Here is a 16970-nt window from a genome sequence, read left to right as displayed (position 1 = left end):
TGTAGCGGAGCTGTCTTGTTTTTGATACCTAGCGCTCTTAAGTTGAGGTAGTTTATGCTGAATGAATCTTTTTTACTTGTTTAAAACGAATAATGCTTTGATAGTTTTATAACAATATGTGTTTTCACTGAATTTTTATTCTTCTCTTTAAAACTTAAAGAAAAGTACATTGATTATTGAATAATTCTAAGTATAAGTTAGAATTATCAAATTTTTATTAAAAATTGAAAGTATAAATAACATCAGGTAAAACATTTGTACATTTGCCTAGGATTGTATAAAAAATAGTACGTGCATAATTAGACTATGTATTATTGAGTTAATCGATATATGTCTATTGAAGTTTCAAACAAATTACTAATAGATGAAACTTTAATCATTTTGTAAGAATGGTGTAGGTAATTCTTAGCTTTTTATATGGTCTGTTTTAATATAGATATAAATATACGCCAATATAAAACCGTTTTATGAGCACATATGATGTAGCCGTTATCGGCTCCGGACCTGGAGGATATGTCGCAGCAATTCGTTGCGCACAATTAGGAATGAAAACAGCAATAATTGAAAAATATGCTACCCTGGGAGGAACTTGCCTCAATGTAGGGTGTATCCCTAGTAAAGCATTACTGGATTCTTCTCATCATTATGAACATGCAGTAAAGCATTTTGCAGATCACGGCATCGAAATACCGGGAGATATCAAGTTTAATCTTGAGAAAATGATTGCAAGAAAGCAGGCTGTTGTGGATCAAACTTGTGATGGAGTAAGCTTTTTGATGAAAAAGAACAACATTGAAGTTTTTGAAGGATTAGGATCGTTTAAAGATGCTACTCATATCAATGTAGCTAAATCTGACGGTTCTGTAGAAACTATAGAAGCAAAAAATACGATCATCGCTACAGGTTCAAAACCATCTACTTTACCTTTTATCGAAATAGATAAAGAGCGTATTATCACTTCTACAGAAGCTTTAAAATTAAAAGAAATTCCAAAACATTTAGTAATCATAGGAGGAGGAGTTATAGGATTAGAGTTAGGACAGGTATACAGAAGATTAGGTGCGGATGTTTCTGTCGTAGAATATATGGATAGAATTATTCCAGGAATGGATAAATCACTCTCAAGAGAATTACAAAAGGTACTAAAAAAGCAGGGAATTAAATTTTATACTTCTCACAAAGTAACTGGAGTAAAAACTGGTAAAAAAGAAGTAGTTATTACTGCAGATGATAAAAAAGGAAATCCTGTAGAATTTACAGGAGACTATTGTTTAGTATCTGTGGGTCGTCGTCCATATACAGATGGATTACAAGCTGACTCTGCAGGAGTAAAACTTACAGATAGAGGACAGATAGAAGTAAATGAACATTTACAAACGTCAGCTTCTAATATTTATGCTATCGGCGATGTGGTAAAAGGAGCGATGCTGGCACATAAAGCAGAGGAAGAAGGAACTTTTGTAGCAGAAATATTAGCAGGACAAAAACCGCATATTGATTATAATTTAATCCCGGGAGTGGTATATACCTGGCCAGAAGTAGCAGCTGTTGGTAAAACTGAAGAAGAACTTAAAGAATCAGGAATAAAATATAAATCAGGACAATTTCCATTTAGAGCATTAGGTAGATCACGTGCAAGCGGAGATCTAGATGGTTTTGTTAAAATTCTGGCAGATGAAGTTACAGATGAGGTTTTAGGAGTGCATATGATCGGAGCACGCTGTGCAGATTTGATTGCAGAAGCCGTAACCGCTATGGAGTTTAGGGCCTCTGCTGAAGATATCTCAAGAATGTCTCATCCTCACCCTACATTTACAGAAGCAGTAAAAGAAGCTGCTTTAGCAGCGACAGATAATAGAGCACTCCATGTTTAGATAAAGAAATAATATTACATTTCGTCACAAGAACCCACCACTATATAAGGTGGGTTTTTGGTTTATTTAATATTTTAAATCAAGTAGGTGTATTTATTTTCGACTACGATGAATTTTTTATTGGTTAACCAGATTCAAACGAATTCTAGTTAGATGCTAACGAATTCTAGTTTTGAAGGCAGTAATGATTGTTGCGCCATTGATTATAAATGGTTTTACCATAGTTTTATAGTCCCTAACATCTAGTTTAACGACCTAAGTTTAGTAATTCAGGTAGCAATGGAATAGTAACATTGCTACCGAATACTAGTTCAGAACTGGAAAATTTGTAATTCCATTATACCATATTTTTTAACGTCCTTACTGTCTTATAGACGTATGGATTAACATACTTTTAACCTATAAAAGTGTTATAATTCTTAAAAAAAATCGACATTGAATATAAATAATTATTCAATGAGTCTTACAAAAGTTAATTTTATTAATGTTGATGGTCACACATTATCCGGGCGTTTAGAACTACCTGCTGATCAATACCCTCATAATTTTGTGCTTTTCGCACATTGTTTTACCTGTAATAAGAACCTCGGTGCTATTCGTAATATCAGTAGAGCATTGACGGCAAAGGGATTTGGAGTTTTGCGATTTGACTTTACTGGTCTTGGGGAAAGCGAAGGTGATTTTGCAGATACTAATTTTTCTGGTAATGTAGAAGATTTAATAGCAGCAGCGGATTTTTTGAAAGCAGAATATAAAGCTCCTTCTCTTTTAGTAGGGCATTCTTTGGGTGGTGCTGCAGTTATATTTGCCGCGACTAAAATAGATTCTGTCAAAGCTATAGCTACTATTGGTGCTCCTTCTAATCCGACTCACGTACAGCACTTATTAAAGAGTGGTATAGAAGAGATAAATACTACAGGTAAAGCCACGGTGAGTTTGAGTGGAAGAGATTTTACAATAAAAAAGCAGTTCCTGGAAGATCTACAGACTAAATCACTTCCAGAAGTAGTGAGAAAAATAGACACAGCACTTTTGATTATGCATGCTCCTCAGGACGCAACAGTAGGTATTAAAAATGCAGAAGAAATATATTTGGCAGCAAGACATCCTAAAAGTTTTGTTTCTATTGATGGAGCAGATCATCTTTTAATGAATAAAAAGGATTCTTTGTATGTAGGAGAAGTCATTGCAGGTTGGTCATCCAGATATGTAGATATGCCTGTCAGAGAACCTAAGTTGAAAAGTGATCATCAAGTAGTAGCAAATTTAGATGATACGGACGGATACACTACTCAAATGAAAGTAGGTAGTCACTTTATGATAGCTGATGAACCAGAGGAAGTAGGCGGTCACGATTTTGGACCATCGCCTTACGAGTTCGTAGCAGCTGGGTTGGCTTCCTGTACAGCTATGACCATAAAAATGTATGTAGCAAGAAAGAATTGGGATTTAAAAAATGTAGAAGTTCATACCAGTTATAGTAAATCTCATGCTAAAGATTGTGAAAATTGTGAAGATCCATTGGCTAAAATAGATACTTTTCATAGAGAGATTAAACTCGAAGGAGACTTAGATGATAAGCAAATAGAAAAAATATTGCAAATAGCGGATAAGTGTCCGGTTCACAAAACACTACATACAGAAACACAAGTAATTACTAAATTGGTGTGAATGAGATATAAAGAAAGTATTTATAACTAATACTTTCTTTATCTAATGTACTTCGTCTTGTTGTGAACTATCTCGATCATTCTGACCAATAGTTAAGAGTTACTTCAATCCATCCATCTTCCGTTTCGAACGCTGGACTTACCTCGGCAATAACGGAAGAAGCTCCATCAAAATATCCGTCGTACGCGTCAAAACGATAGGTACCGGTAGGTAGACTCTCAAATAAATCAACCTCACGTTGAGAAGTGTAGTAAATTTCATTTGTTTCAAGATTTCTAGCGGCATATCCTGGTAATGTAGACGCAGATATTTCTTGACCAGATCTTGGCTCTATAAGCTTGATGACAACATCAAACTTTAAGGTGGTTATTAAATCAGCGGTTACTTTTTGTTCTATTTCCGAATCAGTTTCTGTTTCACAGGAAAATGCTAGGCATATACAAGATAACAGAATCATTTTTTTTATGAATTTCATTTTTTAGGTTTTAAGATGATAAGATAAAAATAGGGAATATTACGATAAGATAGTTTACGAAATAGTTATATAAAAGTAATTTTTTTTATCAGTGCACAAACCCATGAAACTCATACATTATGAAATAGATTAAGTAAATTAATTTTATTATATAGAATTAAATGCTATGTGAGATAACAAATTGATTGTTTCAAAATCATTAAATTAGTAAGAATGAGTCCTAGTTGTTTTGAACTAAGATCTTGCGTTAATCATATACAGATATTTTGAAAAAAATATATAAATCTTACATTTTTTTTAAATTGTATTAAAAGTATTTAAGATCGTACACTATGTTTTGCAGATAATAGTTGGAAATCCTGATTTACTTTAATGATTAATATTTTGCCGGTTTTTACGTTAAACATTTTCCAACGAAAACCATAAGAGGTTTCAAATATAGAAGATCTTGCCATGTTCTTTAAATTGATATCTTCAATACCTTCAATCACCTTAGTCGCTAAAAGATCAATACCTCGCTTTTTTACTTCTTCTTGTGTGAGTTCGCGATCATTGCCATTTTGCGCTGCATTGTTAGATATGGACGTTTGATAATGCTCTATTCCAAAAGAAGGAAGAGTCAATGATAGAAATACTATGCAAAGTAAATATTGTTTCATAATTGAAGTGTTATGAACAATCATATACAATGCATCATTTTGCGTTCTTATATAATTATTCAGATAATTAAAATAATCGCCATACTACTTTTAATTTTACTAATAAAAATCTTAAAAAAAGGGTGATTATAAAGATAAGCTTTATAAAATATAATATATGCATTTTTTTTGTTAAAAATCATATGAATAACGCAGTAATGGATTATAGTGATCACAAACCTGTCTGTATAACCCCAAATTATTTTGTAGTGTAGGTTTATTTACGTAAAAGCGTATGATTATAAAATCATCCTTATTTGATTCTAAGGATGTTATGAGTAAAAAGACTGAACTATTGTTTTATTAATTTATTTAGTATGCTTTACTCAAAGTGTAAAGTGTAAAATTGAGTTGTAAAATTTTTGTTAATTATTTGATCAATACACGTATATATCTTCATTAGTTATATAAAATGTAGTAATTTTAGAATATGTATGTTTTCTTTCGTCATGAACGGACATGCGGTCAAATACAAGTAAAACTTTAGTAAGATGAAAAAGGAAAAAGAAATTATGAGAAAAGGGTTTACTTTTAAAAAATATGAAGCTCCTGAACAGTCACCTTTTGAGAAGCTATTTGATATTTTTCAAGAGATTATTACACATACATCTGGAGATTTAGACGAAGCTTTGGATTGGATGAAAGAGTTGGATAAGGAATATAAGTTGACTGATGACGAGTATACCATGGACGATTTTATTGAAGACCTAAAAAAGAAAGGTTATATCAAAGAAGAAATAAAGCCTGATGGCAAGGGGGGGATGGCTATAACTTCAAAGACTGAAAGATCTATAAGGCAAAGGGCTTTAGATCAAATTTTTGGAAACCTAAAGCGTAGTGGTTCCGGAAATCATAGAACTAAATTTGTAGGACGAGGAGATGAACATGCTGGTGAATTCAGAAATTACCAATATGGAGATTCACTAGATCGTATTTCTATAACAGAAAGTTTAAAAAATGCTCAAATAAATCACGGAGTTGGTAATTTTAACCTTACGGAGGATGACCTAATTGTAGAGCAAACGCAGTTTAAGGCACAGATGAGTACAGTATTAATGATTGATATTAGTCATAGTATGATATTGTATGGAGAAGATAGAATTACACCTGCAAAAAAAGTTGCCATGGCATTAGCAGAATTAATCACAACCAGATATCCTAAAGACACTATAGACATACTGGTCTTTGGTAATGACGCCTGGCCTATAGCGATTAAAGATCTGCCATATCTACAAGTAGGTCCTTACCATACTAACACAGTAGCTGGATTGGAATTAGCAATGGATATGTTAAGAAGAAAGCGAAATACAAATAAGCAAATCTTTATGATAACAGATGGTAAACCAAGTTGTCTTAGATTACCGGATGGACAATATTATAAAAACAGTAATGGTTTAGATCGAAACATCGTGAATAAATGTTATGTAAAAGCACAACAAGCACGTAAATTACATATACCTATCACCACCTTTATGATCGCACAAGACCCATACCTTATGCAGTTTGTTAGTGAATTTACAAAGGCAAATCAAGGGAAAGCGTTTTATACAGGATTGAAGGGATTGGGTGAAATGATTTTTGAAGATTATGAAACTAATAGAAAAAAAAGAATAAGAGGCTAAATAAATAGAATTGAAAAAGAAAAATAATTGATATATACATATGAATAAAGAAAAAATAAGCACTTTTGGTGAATTAAAAGCCTCTGGATATGAAAGAAAAAGTATAAAAGATGAATTACGGCACAACCTAAGAACTAAGATTGGTAATAAAGAAGCTACTTTTACTGGAATTCATGGGTATGAGGATACAGTTATTCCCGAACTAGAAAGAGCGATTTTATCGCGGCATAATATAAACTTATTAGGATTAAGAGGACAGGCAAAAACACGTCTGGCAAGACAAATGATTAATTTGTTAGATGAGTGGATCCCTGTAGTTGCAGGTTCTGAGATTAATGATGACCCTTTTGATCCTATTTCGAGATATGCAATTACCACACTCAAAGAAAAAGGTGATGAAACACCTATTACTTGGATGCATAGAAAAGATCGTTTTGCTGAGAAACTGGCAACACCAGATGTTACCGTAGCTGATATTATTGGCGATGTAGATCCTATTAAAGCTGCAAACTTAAAATTGAGTTATGCGGATGATCGGGTTATTCACTTTGGGATGATACCAAGAGCTAATCGATGTATTTTTGTTATTAACGAATTGCCTGATCTTCAGGCACGTATACAGGTTGCTTTATTTAATATTTTACAAGAAGGAGATATTCAGATTAGAGGTTTTAAATTACGGTTACCCCTAGATATGCAGTTTGTATTTACAGCTAATCCAGAAGATTATACTAATAGAGGGAGTATTGTTACTCCTTTAAAAGATAGAATAGGTTCACAGATTCTTACTCATTATCCGGAAACTATTGATATTGCGAAAATGATTACGCAACAGGAAGCCCGCCTAGATACCAGACAAAAAGAGTTAGTATATGTGCCAGAGTTAGCCAAGGAATTATTAGAACAAATAAGTTTTGAAGCTAGAGATAGTGAATTTATTGATAGCAAAAGTGGAGTTAGTGCAAGAATGAGCATTACCGCTTATGAAAACTTATTAAGTACCGCAGAGTACAGGACATTAAAGTTTGATCAGGAAAAAACATTGCTCCGATTGAGTGATTTTATGGGCATAGTACCGGCAATTACAGGAAAAGTAGAATTAGTCTATGAAGGAGAGCAAGAAGGAGCGGCTTTTGTTGCTCAGTCTCTTATATCTGGTGCGATCAAAACATTGTTTTCAGAATATTTCCCTAAAATAGAAAAGTTGGAAAAAGAAAGTGAAAAAAGCCCTTATCAGGAATTGATAGATTGGTTTTTTGAACAGAGTGGTTTTGAGCTTTTAGAAGATATAGTGGATTCTGAGTATACAGAAAAGTTAGACAGTATACCTCCATTAAACGATCTTATCAAAACGTATCATAAAGAACTTAATGCAAACGAAACTTATTTTATGAAGGAATTCTTATTATGGGGATTGGTAGAGCATCAAAAGTTAAGCAAATATAGAATGTCTGAAGGATTTCGTTTTAATGATTTATATGGTAGCTATATTAGCGGTCTCTAGTATGAGGTCGTTTTGTTACACTTAATTTAGATCATTATCTCACTTATGTAGAAGGAAATAGGTAGCTTTATACTATTCAGAATATAGTATTACCACCAAACAATAAAAAATTTAGAAAAAAGAGTCTCACTGCTTTTCATCCAAAGCAGTGTTGCTTTTTTTTGTAACATGTTATTTTTAATTTTTTCTGTAATGATGAAGAATGAGTACCAGATATCATTACTTTCTGGATCTACCATCCAGTCTTGTTTGTTTGGAATAAAAAAGAGTGCATTTTCATAATCTTCTGGAATAAATTCTTGCCAGTGGATCCAGAAACCTACAATACACTTATTATTGATAAAAGGAAGCATCTTTCCTTTGTAACTTTGTGGAACAAACAAATTACCTAAAAAGCATATCTGTTGTAATATATTTTTAGTATCAATTTTTATTTTCTGTAAGACAGCCTCAGTTTCTGGGCGATGGAGTAGTGGTAATTGTTTTTTGTTTAGTTTTTCTATCTTATCAATGAAACGGTCTTTTCTATTTGGACCCACCCATTTTTGAAGTTCTATGGCAGAAGCATCTGGATCATAGAGGTAAAATTTGTAAACTAGTTCCACGTGTATGAGAAGTTGTTGTGTATGATCCTCTATGATAAAATCAATTTCACCTATTGTAATTTTATCTTTAAATATTTGTTTGTTTTTTAATAGAATTTTATAGTGATGTACAGAGTTAATATAGTATTCAAAAAAGTGTTCTATTCGTTTTCCTAATACTTCATTATCAGGTATATTAATTTGAATAATTTTAGGGATTGGTTTTGCGTTAGCATCAATTTCAAAATCAAATAAAAAATTAGAAAATGGAGCTTTATCAATCCATAAGGAATGTGTTTTAAGAAAGCCTATATATTGTTTTCTTAAATTGGAAGTATTCATTAATAAAGATGAGAAATTTTTATGAACAAGACAGCGATAAAGTTATTTAGAAACAGAACAAAGATACTTTTTTAGAATTGGCTTTAATATTGTTCGATCTACTGGTTTTGCTATAAAATCATCACATCCTGCAGCTAACGCTTTTTCAATATCTTCTTGTGTAGAATAAGCAGTCTGAGCAACTATAGGCATGTAGGGAGCTATCTGTTTAATACGCCTTGTAGCATCATAACCATCCATTACAGGCATTTTAATATCCATAAGGATCAAATCAATATCTTTATTTTTTTGACAGATATCTACCGCTTCTTTACCGTTTTTTGCACGATAGATCTCAAAATTAAAATCTTTCATTTTAGTAAGAACGATTTTAAGAAGTAAAAAATTGACCTCTCCATCCTCCGTTATAAGGACACCATATTTGTTAAGTGTCAAAACGTCTTTTCTTACAGTATGTTGAGTAGTTTTATGCATCTTCTATTGGTGTATAAGGAATGGTTAAAGTAAATTGTGATCCTTTGTTTTCTTTACTAAAAAATGAAATTTTACCATTAATTAATTCGGAATTCATTTTTGATATTGAGAGCCCTAGCCCTAGCCCTCCAAAATTTTTAGATATTTCTTTTTCTGATTGAGAAAAGCTTTCAAAAATAATGTGTTGATCATCTTTCTTTATTCCAATTCCAGTATCTTTTATGGAAATAATAATTTTTTCATCTTCAATGTACGAATAAATTATAATATTACCATAATTTGTGAATTTAATCGCATTATCAATAAGATTATTAAGAATGCTTTTAATTTTTACTTTATCAACTAAAATGAGGCTTTGTTGAGAATTAATATCATTTTCGTGATGAATAGTTAGCTTTTTTTTCTGTGCTTTTGAGGTGTAAAAAAGTATTAATTCCTTTAATAGATTATTTAAGTTAGTTTTCTCAATACGAACTTTAATGTGTTTAGATTCTAATCCTGATATTTCCAGAATATTTTGTACAGAAGTTATAAGCTCATTACTACTATTTACAATAATTTGGGTGAATTCTTTCTGTTCTTCTACCGTGATGTCATCAGTCTTCAATAAATCAGAAAAACCAATAATCCCATTCATGGGAGTTCTTATCTCGTGCGATATATTTTGTATAAAATTGGTTTTCATACGACTACTTTTTTCAGCTTTTTCTTTTGCAATTTGTAATTCGATTGTTTTTTGATTGATTTTATACTTTAGAAAAAAATGAATAGCACTTACGCTTAGTAGAATGCATAGGATTGCTAATGATAAAAATTTCCAGAACTTAGATTTTTTGTAAAAAGGCTTCACAACATTAAAATTCCAATTATCAAAAATATTTGATTCTTCTTCTTCAGATATTGAATTAACAGATTTATGAATAATACTATTCAGAATTTTATTGTCCTTATCTACAGCAATACTTGGTTCGTAATTGTAATGTGTCTTTGATACAATTTTTATATCATTAAAATTGTTCATAGTAATTATATAATTTACTACAGCTTTGGGTCCTATAAAACCATCAACTTCACCAGATTGAAGATTTACTAAGCAAGTGATATCGTCAGGATAATTTTTAATATTTATATTGGGGTAATTTTCTCTCAGATAATCGTCAATAGCATATCCTTTTGGAACCGCAATCGTTTTGTTTTTAGTAAAATCATTTAATTTTGTATTAGTATTATTTTCCTTTTTTACCACTAATACGAATGAAGATTCAAAAAAGTTAGCATAAAAATTCATGTACTTTCTTTTATAATTGGTTTCCTGCATTTCTAAAACGATATCTACCTTTTTCCCCTTTGAATCTTTCAATAGTGCATTCCAATCACTGTAATATTTTTTTTCAAATGTATAGTTGACTTTCTTTTCTATGAGGTGAAGGTATTCAATAAGGATTCCATCAATATTATCACTTTCATTTATAAATTGATAAGGTGGGTAATAAGGAAATACGGCTACAGTAATATGATCTTTGTCTTTTAACCATTTTTTTTCAGAACTATTTAAAACCCTAGCTTCCTCTCCACAACTTGAAACGCTTAAGGTTAGAGAAAGTAAGATCAAATAAAGTAGTGTTTTATGGATCATCTATTCATCGTATTTTTGATTCTTTCCTTTCTTTTGAACTTTAAAAAATATTTTCGCATTAAAAGTTTTAATCGTTTTTGATCTATTGGTTTAGAAATAAAATCATCACATCCAGCTGAGAAAGCCTTTTGTATATCTTCTTCAGCAGAAAACGCTGTTTGAGCAATAATCGGGAGGCTTGGTCTTAGTTTTTTAATGTGTTTGGTAGCCTCATATCCATCCATTATTGGCATCTTAATATCCATAAGTACAAGATCAATAGTATTATGATTACGGCAAATAGAAATGGCCTCTTTACCATTTGCTGCTCTATAAATTATGAAATCAAAACCCTCCATTTTAGTTAAAAGAGTTTTTAGGAAAAAATAGTTAACATTATTGTCTTCTACTATTAGTATTACTTGTTTTTCTATTGTATCAGCGACACACCTTTTTTGGTCATTATCATTTGCATCCCTCTTAGAATTTATCGTTTGATGATATGGAATCTCTACAGAAAATGTAGTTCCTTCATTTTTTTTACTGGTAAATGTTATGAAACCCTCTAGGTAATCTATGTTTCTCTTAGCGATGGTAAGCCCAAAACCAAATCCTTTAAGATGTTTATTTGAATTATTTTTTATTTTTGTCAGACTTTTTCGAATTGTATTCTGAGATACTTGATTCATACCAATACCAGTATCTTTTATAAGAAAGATTAATTTTTTATTTTGTAATGCACAGCTAACGGTCACATGACCTTGATTAGTAAATTGAATTGCGTTATCAATCAGATTTGTGAGAATCTTAAGGAGCTTATACTTATCAATAAAAAGGAGATTTTGATATTCTGACACATGATTTTTAATAGTAAAACTGATGTGTTTTTCTTCAGCTTTTATTTTGTAGATACTATGAAGATCTTGTAAAAAAGTATTAAGCCAAAACTCTGATGGTTTAAGTGTTATTCTTTTTGTTTGTAATAGTGAAATTTCAAGAATGTTATCTATAATAGAAATTAAAAGTTTACTATTTCCGATAATCAGGTCAGCTATTCTTTTTCTTTCTTTTATAGAAAGCTCTTTATGATCCAATAATTTAGAAAGTCCAATAACACTGTTCATAGGAGTTCTAATCTCATAAGGAATATTGTTAATGAAATTTGTTTTTAACCTATTACTTTCATCAGCAATTTCTTTTGCAATCAATAAATCTTCTGTCCGCTGTTTTATTTTATACTTTAAATAATAGTTTAGCGATGCGATTAATAATACTATAAATAATAAAAGAACAGAGAATGTAATCCAGAACTTTGGTGTGCGATAATACGGGGTAATTGTATTATAATACCAATTGTTAAGAATAGTTTCTTTTTCCTCTTTGGTGATTTTATGAAAAGTTTTGTCAATAATATTGTTAAGTATAGGATTGTTTTTTCTTACAGCTAATCCTGGCTTATAGGTATAGTGGGTTTTTCCTTTCACAACTAAGTTGTCAAGTCTTTGGTTTCTTATCATAAAATTAACGACCGCTCTAGGTCCGATATAAGCATCATAAGTACCGTCTGCTACTTTTTTTAGACATGTAATATCATCATCTTCGGTAGTAATATTTAATGCAGGATATTGATTTTCTAAATTTTCAGTAATTGCATAATTTTTTGGTAATACTAATCTCTTGTGATGCAATGAATTTATTGTAATTCCAAAAGAGGCTTCTTTTTTTGTTACAATTACCTGATCTGATTCAAATAATGGAGGATAGAATGTCAAAAAACTTTTCTTATTATCACTTTCCTGAATCTCCAGTATAATATCTACTTCGTTTCTTTTAACATCTTCTAGTAGCTGCGTCCAGTCTGTATAATATTTCTTTTGGAACGTATAGTTTGTTTTTTCTTCTATGAGGTCTAAATATTCTATAAATATTCCATCAATATTTTTGCTGTTATTTATAAATTGATAAGGGATATAATATGGAAATACAGCAACTGTAATGCTATCATTCTGTTGTAACCATTCTTTTTCTTCCTTTGTTAAATCAGTGGATTTAGAACAAGAGAATGCTCCGAGTACAAGTAATAATAAAAGAAAAAGAGCAGGTATTTTTATTTGCATATGGTTGCAGGCTTTAACAGAAGAATTAAAGATAATGTAATATTATTAGTATGGAAACTATCTGTTTACCAAATTTTAGGGAGATATTAGTTTTTTATAATTTGTTAGTCATAGTTTAATAGAAATGTTGGTCATTTAAATTGAAAAGTTTAGGGTCATTTAAATCATTTATTAATTTAAATGGTTATCAATTTTAACTATAAAAATACGGACTCAAATGCTTATTTATGAAGTAATGGGATGGGTTAATTTCTTTTTTAAAGTGGAATAATCAACTGCTCAGTTTGATAATATAGTTTCTATATAAGTATAAATAGGTATTCTACATTCTATAATATATACCTATGATTGCATATCCTTCTAATGTGTTACTGATCCTTCTTTCAGTATAGTTGGATGTATTTACATTGTCAGTAATTTCTGCGCTATTCATATTTAGTATATTGCTTCCTTCTAATATTACTTTCCAGGTTTTGGATAAAAGATAGGTGATGCTTGGTTTGAGATCAAAAAAATTAGTGTTAGTAACATCCGTAGTAAAAGTAGCATATTCTGCTCCAAAACTCCAAAGTAATTTTTTTGCAAAAAGACTTCCGGTTAAGTAGAGGTAAGGTTTTATAATTGTTGAGTTGGTTTTAATAGTATTTAAGGTAGCATTGTATTGAGTAATTTCATAATCAATTCCTATACTATAATTGATTCCTTTTCTATATCCGGAATACATTCCTGCTTTTTGTTGAAATTGTAGTGTCTTTTCCAGATTTTCTTGTAAACTTATTTGGTTTTTACTTTCGCTAAAAAAACCAGTTGTATTTATAAATATGTTTGATTTGAGTTTTTTGATACGCCGATTGATATTTGCTCCTATTATGATTTGATGTTTATTGGTAGCGATGATATTGGATGTATTGAGGGTATTGTTGGTGTCTACCGAAGAGTTTAGAGATAAAAATTCTGGAGCATAGTTATAATTACCAAAAGCAATAAAATTAGAACCTGTTGTCGAATTAAATTTAGAAAAAGATACTCTAAACGAATGCGAAGCGAAAATAGCATTTTGTTTAATATCACTAGGTGCTTGTAATGTAAAATAATCTTGAATAACAGAGGCGTTATTGAATACAGGACTGTCAGGTATATCAATATCATAAGAATATTCAAAATCAAATCTTTTAGAAGTACTTAGGTCATAATCGATATAAAATTTTGGAGCTATAAAATACGTATCCATATCTAGTTCAAACCGTTTAAAAAATAAATATTTATATGCGATATCTACTGTATATTCTAGCTTTTGGGTAATTTTTCCTTTATATAAAGCTCCAATATAACTATTAGTACGGTCCGTATAAACACTAGTAGAGAATGAATTGCGCTGGCCTACGATACTGGTAAAATTATCTTTATTAAAAAATATCCCTTGATAGCATCGTAATTTTGAATTTTTAAATTTTGTATCGGTTTGCAGTTCATAACCAAAACGCTGAGTATTTCTATTTTTAAATTGGAAAAGAGCAGTATCATTATCAAAATCTAATCCTAAAAAAGGCTCATTAGAGAATATATCTAAGTTATCGTTGTTTTTTTGTATTGTGGCCAATGCAGACCACTTGAATAAAGTCTTATAGCCAATCCTGCTTACTATAGAAAGTTGTTGATCTAATAGGTAGCCTTGATTACTAGTGTTTTGTAAATAATTGGTATTCTTGTCCTGATTTATTAGTGCGATCTTAATATCCTCGTTAGTTTTCCTGGGGCTATAATTGATTTTATAGTTGATAAAAATTTGATCATCCGGTTGATATCCTAAATTAGCGATGGTAGTATTAATAAAAAAATTACTTTGAATGTTACGATTTTCGTCTAAAAACAGGTCTTCATTTTCAAAAAAGGTTCGTTTTATGAAGAATTGTTGTTTTTGATTAGTATTACTAGCTAAGTTTAATAATGAAAATTTAAATGTATCAGAAGGTTTATAGATAAAACTAATGGCGGCAAATAGATTTTCTCTAGAGGATATATCTGTAGTAGGATCAAAAAATCTGGGGGCATCTTCATCTGGCAGTTCATTTTCATTCATACTACTGAAATCTTCTGCTTCGATAGTACTAGTTAATTCCTGATACTCATATGAGGTTATGGATTGTTTTCCTAAATTGTTCCAGTCAGCAATCATTCCAATTTTTAGTTGTCCTCCTAATTGATATACATTAGCATGCGCTAATGCCTTATCTTTATGTCCTCCTTGCATTTTGATATCTCCGGTGATGCGATTTTTGAACTCATCTTTTATACTAATGTCCAATGCGCGCATCTGTTTATTGTCAAACCCTTTGATATTCCCAAAATCTTTAAATTTATCGAGATATCGTATACCCTCAATCATTTCAGAAGTAATACTCTCTGCTGTAGATCGATGTTGTTTTTTAAACAGTTCCTCTCCATCGATCAGTAGTTTTTTAATAACTTTACCATTTACAGTAATTTGCCCACTACCTGTTATTCTAACACCTGGTAGCTTTTTAATAATTTCTGCAAGGTTATTTTCTCTTCCGTCTGTTAGTTTTTTTAAATTATAGGTGATAGTATCATTTTGTATTTTCATCACTTTAGGTTCTATTGCCAAAACAACCTCATCCAGACTTTGTGCATTTTCTAATACTGTAAATGATTTTGTTATAACATAATCTTCTTTGTCTATAGTAATCGGTTCCTGCAAGGGTACAAAGCTGATATGAGTAACTTTTATTATAAACGAACCTGGATGGGTGAATTGAATACTATATTCTCCTTTTTGATTAGTGATGGCATATGCTATGATTTTATTGGTGCTATTTAGTAATTGTAGAGTCGCAAAGGAAACAGGATTTGTTTCTGATGATAGAATTTTACCTTTAATCTCATATTGAGCATGGCTGTAAGAAGCTATGAATAGCAGAATAAAAAGATTAAAAATTTTAAGCATACACATTATTCGTAAAAGCAAAGAAAGTATAAGATGTTTAGAATATTATAACTATTAAATAGTTAAGTAAAAATTACTGTGTGTAAAAAAGTATATAAACGTTATGAAATCATCTAATTTTTAAGAATTTCTAAAATCTCATCATTTGATTGATTAACAAATAGATGTAAACATGGCTTAGTAATCTATTGTAGAATTATTCCGAACGGCGAATTGTTACTGTAGAACCATCAGGTCTTGTTATAGTTCTAGGTTTTAATACCTCTTCTTGTAAAACCTTAAACTCCTCTGGTGTCATTATATCGCCTTTGTCAGGTATGGGAATTTCTATTATCTTATCTAATTTCTTAACGCTTGTACCTATTAGAAGTACTCGATTACTTATTTGTAATTGCAAAATAAGCCCAGGTAATCCCCAGTAATTATAGGGGCCATCATTGATCCCGATTTGATCTGTATACCAAGCTATAATTTTATCACCGTTATCAAGTGTAGTAGTCGCCAGGTGGCAATTATAACCAGAGATAGAAGAAGTTGTATTAGTGATCTGCCAATCAAATGATAATAATTTAGACTTTACTCTAATATCCTGTCCATAGATTGCAGGAATCCAATTAGGAAGGCTTTTTATTAACGTATTATCTTTTTGGTTTTTATAATGGATAGTTTGTGATACTTGGGGCGTATATTCTTCTTTAGAGGCATTTTTATTAATATACCCTACTAAATTTGATCCGCAAATAGAAATGCCATCGGTATATACTAGCGTTAGTTCATTTTTTTGTTCTTTATGGATATCACTTTTTGGGTTTGTTAACCTTTTTATCACATCATCAAGATTACCATCATATCGAGAAGCATACCGTTGATAGGTGATCTCATAAGATTGTGCAAAAATTAAAAAAGGAAATAAAAATAGAGTAAATTTAAAAATAGTATTCATTGATTTCAATAATGTAATCAATCTACTAAAAAAGCTTTTAGTAGATTGATTGATGATGATGTTTAGTTACCTAGGCTAATTAAATA

General features: G+C 30.8%; 12 protein-coding genes. 4 read left to right on the top strand and 8 right to left on the bottom strand.

The window, feature by feature from the left end:
• The first annotated feature begins 467 nt into the window (after positions 1-467).
• Together lpdA and ABD816_RS16385 are read left to right on the top strand one after the other, a co-directional pair.
• Positions 468-1874 carry a dihydrolipoyl dehydrogenase gene (gene lpdA, locus ABD816_RS16390; RefSeq protein WP_344929225.1) on the top strand — a complete coding sequence of 469 codons (1407 nt, stop codon included), beginning with the start codon at positions 468-470 and terminating at the stop codon, positions 1872-1874.
• 456 nt (positions 1875-2330) lie between these two features.
• Positions 2331-3545, top strand: coding sequence for a bifunctional alpha/beta hydrolase/OsmC family protein (locus ABD816_RS16385; RefSeq protein WP_344929223.1), 1215 nt, complete (start codon positions 2331-2333; stop codon positions 3543-3545).
• 76 nt (positions 3546-3621) lie between these two features.
• Here ABD816_RS16385 and ABD816_RS16380 read toward each other — a convergent pair whose 3' ends face one another.
• On the bottom strand, positions 3622-4020 hold the full coding sequence (locus tag ABD816_RS16380; RefSeq protein ID WP_344929221.1) for a hypothetical protein: 399 nt from the start codon (positions 4018-4020) through the stop codon (positions 3622-3624).
• Between the two features lie 317 nt (positions 4021-4337).
• Positions 4338-4679 (bottom strand): hypothetical protein, encoded by a 342-nt coding sequence (locus ABD816_RS16375; protein ID WP_344929220.1) that lies wholly within the window; start codon positions 4677-4679, stop codon positions 4338-4340.
• Between the two features lie 530 nt (positions 4680-5209).
• On the opposite strand from ABD816_RS16375, the gene ABD816_RS16370 reads away from it, so the two are divergent.
• On the top strand, positions 5210-6340 hold the full coding sequence (locus ABD816_RS16370; protein ID WP_344929219.1) for a vWA domain-containing protein: 1131 nt from the start codon (positions 5210-5212) through the stop codon (positions 6338-6340).
• A 40-nt stretch (positions 6341-6380) separates the two neighbouring features.
• On the top strand, positions 6381-7844 hold the full coding sequence (locus ABD816_RS16365; RefSeq protein ID WP_344929218.1) for a magnesium chelatase: 1464 nt from the start codon (positions 6381-6383) through the stop codon (positions 7842-7844).
• A gap of 89 nt (positions 7845-7933) precedes the next feature.
• Here ABD816_RS16365 and ABD816_RS16360 read toward each other — a convergent pair whose 3' ends face one another.
• The 6 genes from ABD816_RS16360 to ABD816_RS16335 all read right to left on the bottom strand — a co-directional run bounded on the left by ABD816_RS16360 (position 7934) and on the right by ABD816_RS16335 (position 16884).
• Positions 7934-8770, bottom strand: a complete 837-nt coding sequence (locus ABD816_RS16360) for a DUF1853 family protein (RefSeq protein WP_344929216.1) — start codon at positions 8768-8770, stop codon at positions 7934-7936.
• Between the two features lie 42 nt (positions 8771-8812).
• Complete coding sequence (locus ABD816_RS16355; RefSeq protein ID WP_344929214.1) at positions 8813-9244, bottom strand: response regulator; 432 nt, start codon at positions 9242-9244, stop codon at positions 8813-8815.
• The gene (locus ABD816_RS16350; RefSeq protein WP_344929213.1) at positions 9237-10880 is read right to left on the bottom strand and encodes an ATP-binding protein; all 1644 of its coding nucleotides are present in this window, start codon (positions 10878-10880) and stop codon (positions 9237-9239) included. The genes ABD816_RS16355 and ABD816_RS16350 overlap by 8 nt, the downstream gene beginning before the upstream one ends.
• The gene (locus ABD816_RS16345) at positions 10877-12976 is read right to left on the bottom strand and encodes a response regulator (RefSeq protein ID WP_344929212.1); all 2100 of its coding nucleotides are present in this window, start codon (positions 12974-12976) and stop codon (positions 10877-10879) included. Before ABD816_RS16345 ends, ABD816_RS16350 begins: the two co-directional genes overlap by 4 nt.
• Before the next feature lie 322 nt (positions 12977-13298).
• Positions 13299-15941, bottom strand: coding sequence for a carboxypeptidase-like regulatory domain-containing protein (locus ABD816_RS16340; RefSeq protein WP_344929209.1), 2643 nt, complete (start codon positions 15939-15941; stop codon positions 13299-13301).
• A 196-nt stretch (positions 15942-16137) separates the two neighbouring features.
• The gene (locus tag ABD816_RS16335) at positions 16138-16884 is read right to left on the bottom strand and encodes a GLPGLI family protein (protein WP_344929208.1); all 747 of its coding nucleotides are present in this window, start codon (positions 16882-16884) and stop codon (positions 16138-16140) included.
• Positions 16885-16970: the final 86 nt, after the last annotated feature.

This window comes from Aquimarina addita (assembly GCF_039539305.1).
GTDB classification, from domain to species: Bacteria; Bacteroidota; Bacteroidia; order Flavobacteriales; family Flavobacteriaceae; genus Aquimarina; species Aquimarina addita.
This window is presented reverse-complemented; position numbering and strand designations above follow the sequence as displayed.